The organism is Paraferrimonas sedimenticola, assembly GCF_002282855.1.
In the GTDB taxonomy this organism is placed as follows: domain Bacteria; phylum Pseudomonadota; class Gammaproteobacteria; order Enterobacterales; family Shewanellaceae; genus Paraferrimonas; species Paraferrimonas sedimenticola.
This window is the reverse complement of the sequence record NZ_NRIR01000001.1, coordinates 709,440-724,376: the sequence shown is the minus strand read 5'-3', so window position 1 is coordinate 724,376 and position 14,937 is coordinate 709,440. Positions and strand designations below refer to the sequence as shown.

The 14,937-nt window shown below is 51.6% G+C and carries 14 protein-coding genes and 1 riboswitch; of the genes, 7 read left to right on the top strand and 7 right to left on the bottom strand.

The features are described 5' to 3' along the window. The first annotated feature begins 582 nt into the window (after positions 1-582). Positions 583-766, top strand: a riboswitch (Lysine riboswitch). Positions 767-813: 47 nt separating this feature from the next. Continuing rightward, positions 814-2,163: a lysine-sensitive aspartokinase 3 gene (gene lysC, locus CLC93_RS03135; protein WP_095504471.1), complete on the top strand. Its 1,350-nt coding sequence runs from the start codon at positions 814-816 to the stop codon at positions 2,161-2,163. 21 nt (positions 2,164-2,184) lie between these two features. Then, positions 2,185-3,285, top strand: a complete 1,101-nt coding sequence (locus CLC93_RS03130) for a M14 family metallopeptidase (protein WP_095504470.1) — start codon at positions 2,185-2,187, stop codon at positions 3,283-3,285. Position 3,286: 1 nt separating this feature from the next. Here CLC93_RS03130 and rluA read toward each other — a convergent pair whose 3' ends face one another. Then, entirely contained in the window at positions 3,287-3,964 is a 678-nt protein-coding gene (rluA, locus tag CLC93_RS03125; protein ID WP_095504469.1) for a bifunctional tRNA pseudouridine(32) synthase/23S rRNA pseudouridine(746) synthase RluA, read from the bottom strand. Positions 3,965-4,147: 183 nt separating this feature from the next. On the opposite strand from rluA, the gene CLC93_RS03120 reads away from it, so the two are divergent. Continuing rightward, a complete protein-coding gene (locus CLC93_RS03120; protein ID WP_095504468.1) occupies positions 4,148-5,671 on the top strand; it encodes an MFS transporter in 1,524 nt (507 codons plus the stop codon). Between the two features lie 565 nt (positions 5,672-6,236). Here the strand turns inward: CLC93_RS03120 and CLC93_RS03115 are convergent. The 5 genes from CLC93_RS03115 to CLC93_RS03095 form a co-directional block, all read right to left on the bottom strand. Next, positions 6,237-6,527 carry a hypothetical protein gene (locus tag CLC93_RS03115; protein ID WP_095504467.1) on the bottom strand — a complete coding sequence of 97 codons (291 nt, stop codon included), beginning with the start codon at positions 6,525-6,527 and terminating at the stop codon, positions 6,237-6,239. A gap of 64 nt (positions 6,528-6,591) precedes the next feature. Then, a complete protein-coding gene (locus CLC93_RS03110) occupies positions 6,592-6,987 on the bottom strand; it encodes a hypothetical protein (protein ID WP_095504466.1) in 396 nt (131 codons plus the stop codon). Positions 6,988-7,080: 93 nt separating this feature from the next. Then, entirely contained in the window at positions 7,081-7,494 is a 414-nt protein-coding gene (locus CLC93_RS03105) for a hypothetical protein (RefSeq protein WP_095504465.1), read from the bottom strand. A gap of 90 nt (positions 7,495-7,584) precedes the next feature. Next, on the bottom strand, positions 7,585-8,169 hold the full coding sequence (locus CLC93_RS03100) for a hypothetical protein (protein WP_095504464.1): 585 nt from the start codon (positions 8,167-8,169) through the stop codon (positions 7,585-7,587). Between the two features lie 97 nt (positions 8,170-8,266). Further along, positions 8,267-8,572: a hypothetical protein gene (locus CLC93_RS03095; protein WP_095504463.1), complete on the bottom strand. Its 306-nt coding sequence runs from the start codon at positions 8,570-8,572 to the stop codon at positions 8,267-8,269. A 243-nt stretch (positions 8,573-8,815) separates the two neighbouring features. Here CLC93_RS03095 and CLC93_RS03090 point away from each other — a divergent pair, with 243 nt between their 5' ends. Continuing rightward, a complete protein-coding gene (locus tag CLC93_RS03090) occupies positions 8,816-12,070 on the top strand; it encodes a S41 family peptidase (protein WP_095504462.1) in 3,255 nt (1,084 codons plus the stop codon). A gap of 75 nt (positions 12,071-12,145) precedes the next feature. Here CLC93_RS03090 and CLC93_RS03085 read toward each other — a convergent pair whose 3' ends face one another. After that, positions 12,146-12,616 (bottom strand): PACE efflux transporter, encoded by a 471-nt coding sequence (locus CLC93_RS03085; RefSeq protein WP_095504461.1) that lies wholly within the window; start codon positions 12,614-12,616, stop codon positions 12,146-12,148. Between the two features lie 324 nt (positions 12,617-12,940). Here CLC93_RS03085 and pyrB point away from each other — a divergent pair, with 324 nt between their 5' ends. The 3 genes from pyrB to CLC93_RS03065 all read left to right on the top strand — a co-directional run bounded on the left by pyrB (position 12,941) and on the right by CLC93_RS03065 (position 14,898). After that, positions 12,941-13,870 carry an aspartate carbamoyltransferase gene (gene pyrB, locus CLC93_RS03075; protein WP_095504459.1) on the top strand — a complete coding sequence of 310 codons (930 nt, stop codon included), beginning with the start codon at positions 12,941-12,943 and terminating at the stop codon, positions 13,868-13,870. Continuing rightward, complete coding sequence (gene pyrI / locus CLC93_RS03070; protein ID WP_095504458.1) at positions 13,867-14,325, top strand: aspartate carbamoyltransferase regulatory subunit; 459 nt, start codon at positions 13,867-13,869, stop codon at positions 14,323-14,325. The genes pyrB and pyrI overlap by 4 nt, the downstream gene beginning before the upstream one ends. A 114-nt stretch (positions 14,326-14,439) precedes the next feature. Then, positions 14,440-14,898 carry a hypothetical protein gene (locus CLC93_RS03065; protein WP_095504457.1) on the top strand — a complete coding sequence of 153 codons (459 nt, stop codon included), beginning with the start codon at positions 14,440-14,442 and terminating at the stop codon, positions 14,896-14,898. Positions 14,899-14,937: the final 39 nt, after the last annotated feature.

Genomic DNA, 14,937 nt, shown 5'->3' with positions numbered 1-14,937 from the left:
CGAAACACTTCTCTAACGGGTTAGTCTTTACGCATCAATGCGTTGCGCCCGAAACTCAGGCAATTCCCGGCGCGCAGTCTACCCTTTTAGCGGTTTGTTAACAAACTGTTTGTGGTATCAAAACGACGGGCTTTGATACAGCTCACAATCTTGCTTAAAGAATAAGCGGTTTAGATTGTGGTAATAAAGCGATAGCTAAGGCTGTTGAGTAATCAAGAGCTTAGCAGGGATATTTGAGTTTGCCTGAGGCATTGGAGACAGGTTTAGGTCGAAAGTTCCCAAGCGTCATACTTACTGACCAATCCGAGACGCCAGTTGGCGTAAGTAGCCAACTGTTAGCGAATTGCTGAAAATTTAATCAAGCTGTTGCTGGGATTGAGTTGTCCGCTGGTTTGTTCGGGTCTAAAAGGCCGGCTCAGCTGAACCGCTACAGTGTTAAAAAACAGTAAGTTAATCATGTGTTTTGAAGGATTGTGCCGCTTTTTTATACCCCTTGTTTCGCGATTTCGAATGAGACTTTCTTGATATTGAAGCTATGCCCTTGACGAAGCGCCGACGAATCAGTTTACTAACGCTAACTCGTATTTCAGAAGAGGTGCGTAGCCTAGGCAGTAGCGTCGAGGGCCATATCCGAAGACACGCTATCAGGGAGGACTACGCCGAGGTGACAAGCGCGAATGGCCGCGATTGTCATCGGTTGCCGGGGGGTGAAACTCCACAACTGTCACTTTATTTAATAACAATAAAGTGGGGTGCTTCTGCTGGGGATCCTTCATCCCTTGCTGTGCACTTCACGATCCACGGAGTGCATTAATGAATTGTTCTGTAGCCAAGTTTGGTGGTACCTCGGTCGCAAACATCGATGCTATGCGTCGCTGCGCCGACATTGTATTGGCGGACAACAACATTCGAGTGGTGGTAGTCAGTGCCTCTGCTGGGGTCACCAATCTGCTTGTCAGTTTGTCGAACGGCGTGGGTGAGCCACAACTTCGTCAAAACTACCTCAGCCAAATCAGTGAGATTCAATCTGGGATTTTTAATCAGTTAGGGCGTCCACAAGCCTTGGCTAGTCAGCTCGATGCCTATTTATCCGAAATTGGCGAGTTGGCCGAAGCCCAAGCTCAGCAAAATCTCCCCGAGCGTCGCGAGCGTCTGCTTTCTCTAGGCGAAGCCTGCTCATCGCTGCTTTTTACTGAAGTCTTGAATCAAAACGGCGGCGTGGCTGAGTGCTTTGATGCCAAAACCGTGATTCGCACCGACAGTCACTTTGGTCGCGCCCAAGTGCAGCACGAGCAAGTCCAGCTATTGGCAAATGAACACTTAGCGCCACGTCTGGCTCAAGCGATTCAGGTGACCCAAGGGTTTGTAGGAGCCGATGACAAGGGCCAAACCACCACGCTAGGTCGTGGCGGTAGCGATTTTAGCGCGGCGATATTTGCCGAAGCGCTGAATGCGGACAACCTGCAAATCTGGACTGATGTCGCCGGTATCTATACCACCGACCCACGCATGGTCGCCAACGCCGGTGTTATTCGCGAAATTACCTTTAATGAAGCGGCGGAAATGGCCACCTTTGGCGCCAAAGTTCTGCACCCGGCGACTATCGTACCTGCGGTCCGTGCGGGCATTGACGTGTTTGTTGGTAGCAGTCGCGACCCGCAAAGCGGTGGTACCTGGATCCGCGACCGGGTCCAAACCGAGCCCACTTTCCGCGCTTTAGCGGTACGCAAAGAGCAAACCCTACTGACCTGTCATAGCCTTAACATGCTACACGCTCAGGGTTTCCTGGCTGAGTTGTTTGCAGTACTAGCCAAACACCACATTAGTGTTGATTTGATAACCACCTCCGAAGTGTCGGTGGCGCTGACTCTTGACCAAACCGGCTCTGATTCTTCTGGCAAGGCCTTGGTTCAGCCCCAGCTTCTTAAAGACCTATCGCCCTTGTGCGAGGTGAGCGTCGAGCAGGATTTGGCGCTTATCGGCATTATCGGCAATCGCATTGCCTCGACTCCCGGTGTTTGCGCTAAAGTTTTTGAATTGATTAGTGAATTTAACGTGCGTTTGATTTGCCAAGGGGCAAGCCCGCACAACATCTGCTTCTTGGTTGAGCAAAACGATGTCGAGGCTGTGGTGCAGCGTTTGCACCGCGCGTTGTTTGAGTAAGACCAAGGGCAAAGGACACTCATGCTAAATAAAGAATCGATCACCGTTGGGCAATTAGCCACCGGGCAAGCACTAGACGTGCCTGTGTATCGATACAATCAGGGCCGCCCTGGTCCCAAGGTCTACATTCAAGCCAATTTGCACGGTGCCGAAGTGCAGGGTAACGCCGTATTGTTGGCGCTACTTGAGCGCCTTAAAACTCTAGAAGTATACGGCGAAGTCACTTTGGTACCATTGTCCAACCCGATGGGTATTAACCAGAAAAGCGGTGAGTTTACTTTGGGCCGATTCGACCCGGTTACCGGGGTTAACTGGAATCGCCAATATCTGGGTGATCACATTGATGTAGAGGCTTGGCTGGACGCCAACCCTGAGCTCAGCGGCGATGCGCTCACTCACGCCTTTCGCGCTCACTTGGTCGAGCAGTGCGAGACACGCTTAGTAAACCCTTGGGGAGTGAGTACTGGTCAGCATCTTTGTTACCGCTTGCAAGCCTTGGCCCATGAGCACGATATTGTGCTGGACTTGCACACAGGGCCCAAGTCTTGTCGCCACCTGTATTGCCCTGAGATCCTCAAAGCCCAGGCCAGCCACTTAAACATTCCTTGCGTCTTGCTCATGCCCAATGAGTTTGCTGGTGCGCTCGATGAAGCCTGTTTTCATCCTTGGTGGCAATTGCAACAAGCGCTGGCCAAGCGTGGCCACAATCAGGCGATGGCGGTTCAGGCCTACACCCTCGAACTTGGCAGTCAGGAGCTCATCGACATTGAGGCCGCGGATCAGGACGCCATCGGCATCACTAGCTTTTTGGGCAACAACGGCGTGATCGCCGATGCGCCAGCACCGGCGAAAATGGACAGATACGCTTGCTTGTTAAAAGACTATCGCAAGTTGCACGCGCCAGGTGGCGCCATGGTGGAGTATTTGGCTCCATTAGGTGAGCCGCTAAAAGCCGGTGAGCCACTGGCTCGCTTGTTAAAGCTTGAGCAAATCGGCCAAGGGCAGGTGGTCGAGACTTTGAACCTACCTCAAGATGCGATTCCTGTGCTGCACTTTGCATCAGCCGCGGTGCACCAAGGTACTGAGCTTTACAAGTTGATGACCAACTATTACAAGCTCTAGCTTATTGCTCGCCTTCAGGTTCTAAGAAGCTGGCCTCACAAGCAAAGGTCAGCTCTTGCTCGCTATATGGGTGGGCAATGGTCAGCGAGCTGGCGTGCAGTAACAGTCGCGGCGATAGGGCCTTGGCTTGGGCTTCCGCGTAAAAGTTATCCCCAAGAATCGGATGTCCCAATGCCATCATGTGCACTCGCAACTGGTGGCTACGGCCAGTTATGGGCGTCAGTTCAACCAAGCTCGACTGCTTATCTTCCCGCAACACCTTGTAGTGGGTCAGCGACGGCTTGCCATTCTCATAACACACCATCTGTTTCGGGCGATTGGGCCAGTCGCAAATCAATGGCAAGTCCACACTGCCTTGCTTCTGCTCTAAGTGTCCCCACACTCGTGCGTGATAGGTCTTGCTAGTCTCACGGTCTCGAAACTGACGCTTTAACTCGCGCTCGGCATTTCGGCGCAGTGCCACCACAATCACTCCAGAGGTGGCCATGTCCAAACGATGCACAATTTGCGCATTGGGATGCTCTTCGAGCACTCGCGCGTAAATCGAGTCGTAGTGGGCCGGATCCCGCCCTGGCACCGACAACAAACCGGAAGGCTTGTTGAGCACTATGATGTCTTTGTCTTGATGCAGCACGTCCAAATGCGGGGTCTTTGGCGGTTGGTAGACAAAATCAGGCATTGATGCTCCGAGGCTTGTGGGGTTAGTTGGCGCACACCTTAATGGCGAAATGCGACCCGAGCAAGCATTTTTAGAAGTGGTCGGGTTTATTCACTCAGAACTTTAGTTTAACCTGACTGACCCTCAAGTGAGCATCGACTCGCAGGGCAGTACCAATACTTATAAGAACTAAAAGGGGTGTGAATGTCTCCCAGTCAACAAATTGATGGCAAGCAACTTGGCTTTTGGGCCTCGATTGCGAGTCTCGGATACGTATTTTGGATAATCGGTGGCATGGAGATGGTCGAGCGATTGGCATACTACGGGGTCAAATCGACCGCGGGTTTGTACGCCACTGACTCGGCAGCCAATGGTGGTCTTGGTATTACCATGACCGACTTCGGTATTATTTTGACCGCATGGGCTGCGGTACAAAGCTTTACCCCTGTACTCATCGGCGGCCTGGCCGACCGTTTGGGTTACAAAGAAACTATCGCGCTATCGACAATCGTCAAGATTGCCGGTTATCTGGTAATGGCTTGGTTCCCCTTCTTTGAGGGCTTCCTAGCAGGTGCCGTGATTCTGGCTTTGGGTACGGGTATCTTTAAACCCGGAATTCAAGGGACGCTGGCCAATACTACCACGCCGCAAAACTCCTCCATGGGCTGGGGTATTTTCTACCAGACAGTAAACATTGGTGGTTGGGCAGGGCCTTTGGTAGCAGCGCAATTGCGACAGCTGTCTTGGGACAACGTGTTCTACGCCTGTGCGGTTATCATCTCGCTAAACTTCTTGCTGTTATTGGCCTACAAAGAGCCAGGTAAAGAAGCGCGTTTGGCTCGCAAAGCTAATGCCGAAGCTCATCAGTCCCTGCTAAAAGAGTCACTCAACGAGTTCTTCCGTCCGATCATGCTGCTGTACACTGGTATCTTTGCCATGTTCTGGTACATGTTCTTCTCGCTGTTTGACGTTCTGCCAGTACACATCCGCGACTGGGTAGACACTAGCGTCATTGTGACCACTCTGTTTGGCTCAGGTGGTACTGATTCTGGCTTTTGGATTGGCATTTTGGGGCTAGACTTCGCCGGTACTAAAGTGATGCCAGAAGGCCTAATGAACATCAACGCTGGCCTTATCATGCTGACCTGTTTCATCGTCGCGGGTGTAGCGGCTAAGTTCCGCACCATGGATGCCATTGTGGCCGGTTGTTTGTTGTGTAGTGGCGCCATGTTCGTCATTGCCGACTTCCACTACGCCTGGTTTATGGCGCTGGCGATTGCCATGTTCTCTACCGGTGAGATGCTAGCCAGCCCGAAAGCCAAAGAGTTCATTGCCAACGTCGCGCCTTCGGACAAGAAAGCCATGTACCTTGGCTTTAAAGAGTTCTCTGTGGGTATTGGTATGGTACTAGAAAGTGCCACCGCGCCGCTGATGTACGACAAGTGGGCCTCGAAAGAAACGCTGTCTAAGCAACTGCTGGCAGATGACCATGGCTGGACTCAAGGTCAAATCGACGCGGTAGCTAACGGTGAGCACTTTAACGCTCTGGTAGAAGTTACCGGCATCGAGAAGTGGGAACTGACCGCGCAGATGGCCGAGATGTTCAACATTGGTCTGGTATGGCAGATCATGGGCTGTGTCGGTCTGTGTTCGGCAGTTGGCTTCTACTTCTACGGGAAGTGGTTACTGAAACAACGCAGCTTAAACCTGAGTGACCAGCCAGCCTAAGCTGATATCTAACCCTTAGAAAATCGTCGCCTTGTGTGGCGATTTTTTTTGGAATAAAAAAAGCCCCAGACAATGGTCTGGGGCGAAGCTTACAACTTAGCAAGGAGAATTCGGTTGGTTAGGCGCTTTGCCTAACGCGTGAGTTAACTATCGCACTGTTCGCTAAATTACTCTGTGTGACACTTGTGTGAGTTTGTGTGTCCTGTGTTCACAACTAAAGGTACACAACCAAAAAAAAGCCCCAGACAATGGTCTGGGGCGAAGCTTACAACTTAGCAAGGAGAATTCGGTTGGTTAAGCGCTTTGCTTAACGCGTGATTACAGTATGTTAGATGAGCCTTATTTTGGCTGTGTACTCTTGTGTGTCGTTTGTGTGTTGCTGATTTTTAAGCAAAAAAAACCTCGGTAAAAACCGAGGCAAAAACAATATACAAGGAGAGATGCATGAAACTAAGCTGGGCTTAATTCATGGGTTCATTATTGCCAACACAGGCCGAATTGGCTGTGTGACAGTGTGTTATCAATGTGTTGTTTGGGTGTGATCTGGTGGTCTGGGCGAGGGATGTTAGCCGATTGCTTTGCCCATCACCAAACTGATGCAAAAGGTCCACACCACAAAGCTCAGCGGTATGTGGACTAGCGCGTAGAAGAGCGCATCGAGACGCTTGAGCGCGCGTCCGTCAAACATCAGGTAGATATGCAGCAGCGACACCAAGGGAAAGAAAGCCAACAAGGGGTACAGCGCCAAAGGATGCGCCGCCGGCATCAGCCAGTCCAGCAAGAGTGCCCACACCACCATTAAACCCGTGAGAAGTGGTGCTAACGCGATTCGATAATGCTCTGGGTAGGGAAACAACTTGGCCGCCTTAGTTTAGCCTGGATAACCCTTAACTTAGGGCAGCCTAATCCAGTTGGCAAGGTTAGCCTTTGATTTCCCCTTTGGAGGAGATTTTGCGCATGTGTACGATAGAGAAGTGACGCAGTCCCGATGGCCCATGAGTGACCAACACGCTCAATAGCAAAATCGCGATGAATAGTTCGCCCTGATACTCGGGAAAGGGTAGGAACAGCGCCAACAGCCCCAATTTGACTAGAGTGAGAACGCCTTTTAGTTGTGCCAGCCACACGGGTGAGCGCAGCACTTCCCAGCCCATTAATATGCTTCCAGTCGCTATCGTCATCAGCCAATAGTCCTGAAACACACTGCTCTCCAGATTGAACAGCACGCCACCGCCAACGCCGCATATTCCCAATATATGTAAGGCGCGCAGCGCGGTTTTAGTCAGGCGTTGAAACCAATATAAGGGTTCGGACATCGAGAGAATTCGCAGCAGTTAAAAGTAAGCAAAGCATGCCATAGCGGCATGCCTTGAACGCAGAGCTAGTTCACAAAACACTAATGTGAACGGTTAGTGGCTTGGGTCGCTAACACCGCGGTCGTCGACGACTTTCGGGTTCGATAACACCACTCGAGTGCCCCATTGCTGTATGCCCATGGTTTCATTGTCTGGGCGCATGCCAAAGCTGATGACTAGGCCGTTTTTCTGCATCTCTTGTGGCAGGTTGCTTGGCAGTAGTTGCTGGCCGTCGGCGCCAATTATTCCAAAGAAGCCACCTTCAAGAGCGATGTATTTGACCGTACCGCTCATCTGAGCCTGTTTTTCGTGAGCTTGCTGCATCACTTTCTCCACCGGTTCGCTTTTTAATTGGCTAACTTGTGGCCTTGGCTCAGGCTCGGGTTGGGGCTGAGGCTTTGCCGCCGGTTCATCTTGGCAGCCGGCTGTGGCTAGCAGCAGCGAGGCGATCAGAATTTGGGTTTTCATATTGGGTTCCAAGCTCAAAAATACCTGCTTGTTAAGCTAGCACAGCATAAGGTTGTCACCAAAGTTATCAGTCAAACAAAGGCTGGCACTTTAGTCTTTGTAACCCCACGGAGTTACTGGTAACTCAACTGGTTTGGTCAAATCAAACTGAACTTCAAAGTTACGCCCTTCGCGAGTTAAGGCATAGGTGAAGCGGTCCGGATAAACACTCATGTGCCAGGTGTTGCCAGTGGAAGCAGGAATTTTGCTCTTGATGAACAGTTCTTGCGAGAAGGGGTCAACCGGGAACGACTGATGGTGGGCAAAGCCCGCCGCTTGAGTGTGGCCGCCGTACATGGTCACAGGGTCATCTTCGCCGCTTGGCAGTCTGTGGTCGTGCTTCAGGCTAATGCCAGAGCCGGTCCAAGTTAAGATCCAGGTGCGTGAAGCGTTGTCGCCAACGTGAAATGGAATTTGAATTTGGCCGTCAGCACAGTTGCGCACGTGCATTACCAGACGCTTGCTCGAGAAACTCTCGTCTTGAGCGGTAGGGTTGATCACCTTGCCTTCAAAGGCTTTACCACACAGGGGCAGCAAGTTGTTGTAGAACTCTTGTTGCGCTTGCGCGTTCATCAAAGGGGCGCTGTGAGTAACAGCAGAGGCGAGTAGAATTGAGGTAATGGTGCCAGCAGGCATAGATAGACTCCTTATTTTTTGAGAGTCATCTCAACCTGTGCGGCGTTGAATTACAAGCTTTTCAGCAGCTCTTTGCTGGATTTATGAGCAAGTTCGCTTAAATCCAGTCGATTGCGGCTTGGGTGCGTTGCTTGAGCTGGGCCCATTGATGCTGGTTTTGGACAGGATCGGCCACCACCACTAAAGTCGCTTGTTGCGCGTCCGAACGCGCCACATCCACACCGCATATGCAGTCGTTAAGCATACTCACTGTGCTCATTATCTCGTCATAGCTAGAGCTTAGTGCGTTTAGCGGCACCTTTATCGAGGCAATCACAAACTCACTTTTTTGTTGCGATGCTTGATAGCCGCGCCAGAACTCGCTTATCGCGCCAATTTCCGCCAGTGGATTTAGTTTAACCATAACCTGACTCCATCAATTTCCTTCGATGGAGATATTTCATTACAAAAACAATGAGATGACTGTGTGTATTGGAAAGGCTGATGTGGCTTGGACACTAGCTTTAGTGGTGGTCATAGGTGTGATTGTTCGGGCTAAAAGGCATAGGAATTTAATATCGCCTTTGCTACTTTAACTGCCAAATAATCAAAATAAGGGCGGCGTGCATCGCATCCGTCTCGAAACCTCCCAAGCATAGGAATTGGCATGGCACACAAAGTTCGAATTTTGGCCGGCGTGGTTGCAGCGGCAACCATGGCGCTTAGCGCGAGCGCAAGCGCGGCCCAAGGCTATTATCGCTTCCCAAGTTTGCACCAGGACACTCTGGTATTCACCGCTGAAGGTGACTTGTGGAAAACTCAGTTGGGTTCGCAAATGAGCCAGCGATTGACCACTCATCCCGCCGAAGAGCGCCAAGCGCACATCTCGCCAGACGGTGAGTGGGTGGCCTATGTGGCCAACTACGAAGGTGCCAGTGAGGTGTATCGCATGCCACTAAGCGGCGGCGTGCCGGAGCGCTTAACTTTTGAATCTAGCCGTGTGCGTCTGCAAGGCTTTGATGCCCAAGGCCAACTGCTTTACTCCACAGATAACGCCAACGGACCAAGTAATTACTGGGTATTGCGTCGCGTCGACCCACAAACCAAGGTCACCCAAGATTTGCCATTGGCGGATGCCAATCAGGGCAGCATTAGCGCCGATGGCCGCTATCTAGTGTTCACTCGCTTTGGCCTGCAAACCACGGGCGATAACGCCAAGCTGTATCGCGGTGGTGCCATGGGACAACTGTGGCGCTATCAAATCGGCACCGACCAAGAAGCAGTGCAATTACTGCCACAACATCAAGGCAGCTTGTCACACCCTATGCTGCATCAAGACCGCATCTACTTCCTATCGGATGCCTCTGGCAGCGCCAACATCTGGTCGATGAGCATCGAGGGTACCGACCTGACCCAGCACACTGACTTTGAAGACTGGCAGGTACGCGCGCCACAACTGGACAACAACAAGATAGTGTTCCAATTGGGTGCCGACATTCACCTGTTGGATTTGGCTAACAGCAAGTCTGCGCCGGTAGCCATTGAACTGGCCTCTGACTTTGGCGAGCGCCAGCAGCGCTGGGTTGAAAAACCAATGAAGTACGCCTCCCTCTTCAGCTTAAGCGGTGATGGCAAATCCGTTGCAGTCACTAGTCGCGGCAAGGTAGCGCTGGTGAAACAAGACAAGTCGCGATTAGTGGAGCTGGCCACGCCAGCCAATAGCCGCAGCCGCAACACTCAGGTAAGCCCAGACGGTCGCTACGTCTACGTGATTAACGATGCCGCTGGCGAGAACGAGATTTGGCGCTACGCCGCCGATGGCAGCGAGCAGGCCAGACAGTTGACCAAAGATGCCAATACCTTCCGTTGGAATCTGAGCTTGTCGCCAGACGGTCGCTACCTGGCTCACGACGACAAAGCGGGCAACCTGTTTTTGATGGATACCAAAAACTTTAAGAACCGCAAAATTCTAGAAAATGCCAATGGCAATTCACCGCTGCAAGACTTGAGCTGGTCGAGCGATAGCCGCTTTTTGGCCTACACCCGCACCATGAAAGGCGAAGACCGCCCGGCAGTGGCTTTATACGATGTGGAAGAGAACGAAACTCAGGTGCTGACCTCGCAAAAGTATGAGTCGTTTGCGCCGACCTTCTCGCAAGACGGTCACTGGCTGTACTTGTTGTCTAACCGCACCTTTGTGGCCACGCCTGGCAGCCCATGGGGCGATCGCAACATGGGACCTGTGTTTGACAACCGCACTCAAATCTATGCATTTGGCTTGACCAAAGACGCGCCGTATCCATTTCAAAAGCCAAACGAGCTGTTGAAAACTCCGGAAGACGACGCTGAGTATGATTTGGATTGGGATGGCATCAAGCAACGTTTGTGGCCAGTACCGGTAGCCGCAGGTAACTACAGTCAGTTGCAAGCGGGCAAAGACGGTTTGTATATGCTCAAGCGCGGGCTGAACCCAGCGCAGGCACCTGAGATTGCCTACCTCAAGTACGACGCGCAAAAGCCAGCCGTAGCGACTTTTGCCAAAGATGCTCGAAGCTTTGAAGTGTCTAACGATGCTGAGCAGATCTTCTGGCGCAGTCACTCCAACGGCGGCGAGAAGCTATTCATTGCAGCTGCCGGTGAAAAGGCGCCAGATGACTTAAGCCAAGCGCAACTAGATACCAAACCTTGGCAGATGATGCTTGAGCCAAAGCAAGAGTGGAATGCCATGTTCCACGACGCTTGGATCCAGCACAGAGATTCGCTATTCGACCCGACCATGCGCGGCCTGGATTGGGCAGCCACCAAAACCAAGTATCAGCCTTTGCTGGAGCGTTTGACCGACCGTCACGAGCTCAATGATTTGTTCGCGCAGATGATGGGCGAGCTCAATGCTCTGCACTCGCAAGTGCGCGGAGGTGATTTTGACAAGCTAGCCAACCCAGCCAAAAGTGCGTTGTTGGGTGCTCGCTTAGCCAACGCCAGCCAAGGGGTTCGCATCGAGCGCATTTATCGCACCGACCCTGAGGTGCCTGAAATGTCGGGTCCTCTGGCTGCTGCCGGAGTTAATGCTCAAGACGGTGACGTGATTGTGGCGGTTAACGGTCGCAAGGTGAAAGATCTTGGCGAACTCACAGCCGCGCTGCGCAACCAAGCCAAGCAGCAAGTCAAACTGACCCTTAAGCGCTCGAGTCGCACCATCGACACCATAGTCACTCCAGTGTCGGCTGGGCAGCACAACAAGCTTAAGTATCAGGACTGGGTGTATAGCAATGTTGATAAGGTGAATGCACAGGATAGCCGCATCGGTTACTTGCATCTGTACTCTATGGTTTCCAGCGATATTGCCTCTTTTGCGCGTGAGTTTTACGCCAACCTAGACAAGCAAGGCTTGATCATTGATGTACGTCGCAACCGCGGTGGCAACATCGACTCTTGGGTGATTGAAAAGCTAATGCGCAAAGCCTGGGCTTTCTGGCAAAACCCGGGCGACAAAGCTTACACCAATATGCAGCAAGCCTACCGAGGTCACTTGGTAGTGCTGACCGACCAGCTGACCTATTCCGACGGTGAAACCTTTTCTGCCGGTATTAAGGCGTTGGGCGTGGCACCGCTAATTGGACAGCGCACTGCTGGTGCTGGCGTGTGGTTGAGCGGTCGCAACCGCCTAACCGATGGCGGCATGGCGCGTGTAGCCGAGTTCACTCAGTACGCCATTGACGGTCGTTGGATTGTGGAAGGCCACGGGGTTGAGCCAGACGTGTACGTGGACAACTTACCTCTGGCGACCTTTAACGGCAGCGACGCTCAGTTGGCCAAAGCGATTGAATACCTGCAAGGTCAAATCAATCAGTCACCTGTGCCTGTACTGCAGGGCGAGCCGCTACCTGACGTGAATACGCCAGCCAAGGACATCACGCCTTAAGCTTGGTCGCCTCTAAAACAAAAAACGGGACTCTCTTTTATAAAAAGCGAGTCCCGTTTTTCATGGAATAGAGTTTTAGGCTGGCTCTTGTGGCTGAGCTTGCGGCTGGACGTTTGGAATGGGAAACAATTTGTCGTAGCCCAAATTAAAGCTGTAAGCGTATACCAGCGCGAACAGCACAAAACCAATATCAGCAATAAAGGCGTACCACAAGCTAACTTGCAGCGCCCAAGCGATCACCGGCACTGTCACTAACAACAAACCCAGTTCGAACAACACGGCGTGAACTATGCGTATCGCACCGGTCTTATTGGTGTGCGAGTACAAGGCCACCATGCCCTTGTCGAACAATAGGTTAAAAACATAGTTCCAAACCATGGCAATCAGAGACAGCACAATCGCGGTGGCGCCGATAGTCGAGGCGCTAGCACTGAACACCAACATGCCAATTGGCACAGCACACAACAGCATTCCTATTTCAAATAGAACGCTATGACGTACTCGGTCGGCAGGGCTTCGCGTAATAACTTTTGCTGGCTGGCTCATAACTCTCTTTGGCAGTGGTGGAACAATGGAGAGCGATTGTATGAAAAGCGAGCCTCGCTCGCACGTTGCTTACCGATTTGACAAAAAGGGGGCGATATGTAAGGCGAGGGTGGAGAGAAATTGCGCTGTGGCCGGTGCCGCAATATACCGCGCCAACCGAGTTTATTAAGTCTTTGTATCTGTTCGCTTTAGTCAGTGTCAGTTTTGTTGACGGCGAACTCACCCTTGGCTTTGGTTTTATGCTATATTGGCTCCCCGAATTAAAGGGTGTCTTAAATTTAAGTCGCTCGGCCGTTTGGACCACACAATCTATTGAGATAATTCATGACTAATACCTTATTCCAGAAGGATATTATCTCCATCTCGGACCTCAGTCGCCAAGAACTGGAACTGATCGTCTCCCGAGCCCAATCCATCAAACAACAACCCCAACCCAATCTACTCGCCGGAAAAGTTGTCGCTAGTTGCTTCTTTGAGGCCTCGACTCGTACTCGTCTGTCGTTTGAGACGGCGGTGCAGCGCCTCGGCGGCAGCGTGATTGGTTTTGCTGACGGTGCCAACACCAGCTTGGGGCAAAAAGGCGAGACCTTAGCCGATTCGGTTAGTGTCATCTCCAGCTATTCCGACGCCTTTTTCATGCGTCACCCTAAAGAAGGCGCGGCACGCCTGGCTAGCGAGTACTCTAAAGTCCCCGTGATTAATGGCGGCGATGGCTCAAACCAGCACCCGACACAAACTCTGCTGGACTTGTTCACCATCTTTGAGACCCAGGGGACGCTGGACGGGCTAAAACTGGCCTTTGTTGGCGATTTGAAATACGGCCGCACCGTGCACTCTTTGGCGCAAGCCATGGCGCATTTCGACTGCCAGTTCTATTTTGTCGCGCCCGAAGCTTTGACCATGCCAGACTATATTTTGCGCGAGCTTAGCGAGCGCTCGGTCAACTTCACTCTGGTGGACGATTTGGACAGCATAGTGTCTGAGTTGGATATTCTGTATGTCACACGAGTGCAGCGCGAGCGTTTTGACGAAACCGAGTATCAGTACCTCAAGTCAAAGTACGTAATCACTAACGACACACTCAAAGACGCCAAAGCGAATCTCAAGGTGCTACACCCACTGCCAAGGGTTGACGAGATTGACGTCGAAGTGGATGCCACGCCACACGCTTACTATTTCCAACAAGCGGAAAACGGAGTGTACGCTCGCCAGGCTCTGTTAAGTCTGGTGCTGCGAGAGGAGCTTGAACTATGAGTGCGCGCAAATTACAAGTTGAAGCCATTGAGCAGGGCACGGTAATCGACCACATTCCCGCGGGCATGGGTTTTCGCATTTTGCAATTCTTCCAACTGACCAACACTCAACATCGAGTGACGGTTGGACTGAACCTAAAAACTCACGACGGTTCGAGCAAAGACCTGATTAAACTCGAAGGAATAGAGCTGACTCGCGAGCAGAGTAATCAGCTGGCCTTGTTTGCCGAAACCGCCACTATTAATGTGATTCGCGATTACCAAGTAGTGGATAAGTTTCGAGTGGAACTGCCAGATGCCATTGAAGGTGTGTTGGCATGCCCTAACCACAACTGCATCTCGCACGAGGCTACAGTGAGTACTCACTTTAAAGTTAAGCCAGGCGATGTGCTTAGACTTAAATGTCACTACTGTGAGAAGGAGTTCCGCTCCCAGTGGTTCAGCGAAATTAACTAACTGAAAGCCCTTTGTTTTATCCCATAAGGCCGACGATTTTCGTCGGCTTTATTTCTCATATTTGGTGAAGGCCGCCTATAGTTAGAGCAAATAACCCTAACGCGCTGACCCGATATGACCAATTTCCAACAAGTTCATCAAGTGCTGAAACGTCATCAGGATCTGCACTTGTCGCTAAGCCGAAAATACTCAGAACTGCACGATTCCAGCGAAGACGGACGCGATGGCATGTTGTTTCAATTGCTAAGCGAACACCAGCTGCGGTTGGCCAACGCCATTAAAGAATACTCGGCGCAGGCTAGTATTGGCGTGTTGAACACCTTCTTTCAATATACAGAAGACCCGAGCAAGGCCGAGGCGATCATGGCGTTTCAGCAGTCGAATACGCTGGATTCTGCGCTGGTGGAATCAATGACCATGGCGCTGGACAAACAACTGCACGATATCTATGAAGAGCTTCGCGAACACGCCGAGGTGGCCAGTGTGCAAGAGCTGTTTGCCAATCTGCGCGACCATCTCGAGCAACAAAAGATTCGACTCGCCACAGATTTGGCCACCATACCGGACGTGTAAACAAAAAAGCCTGCAATCGATTAGGATTGCAGGCTTTTT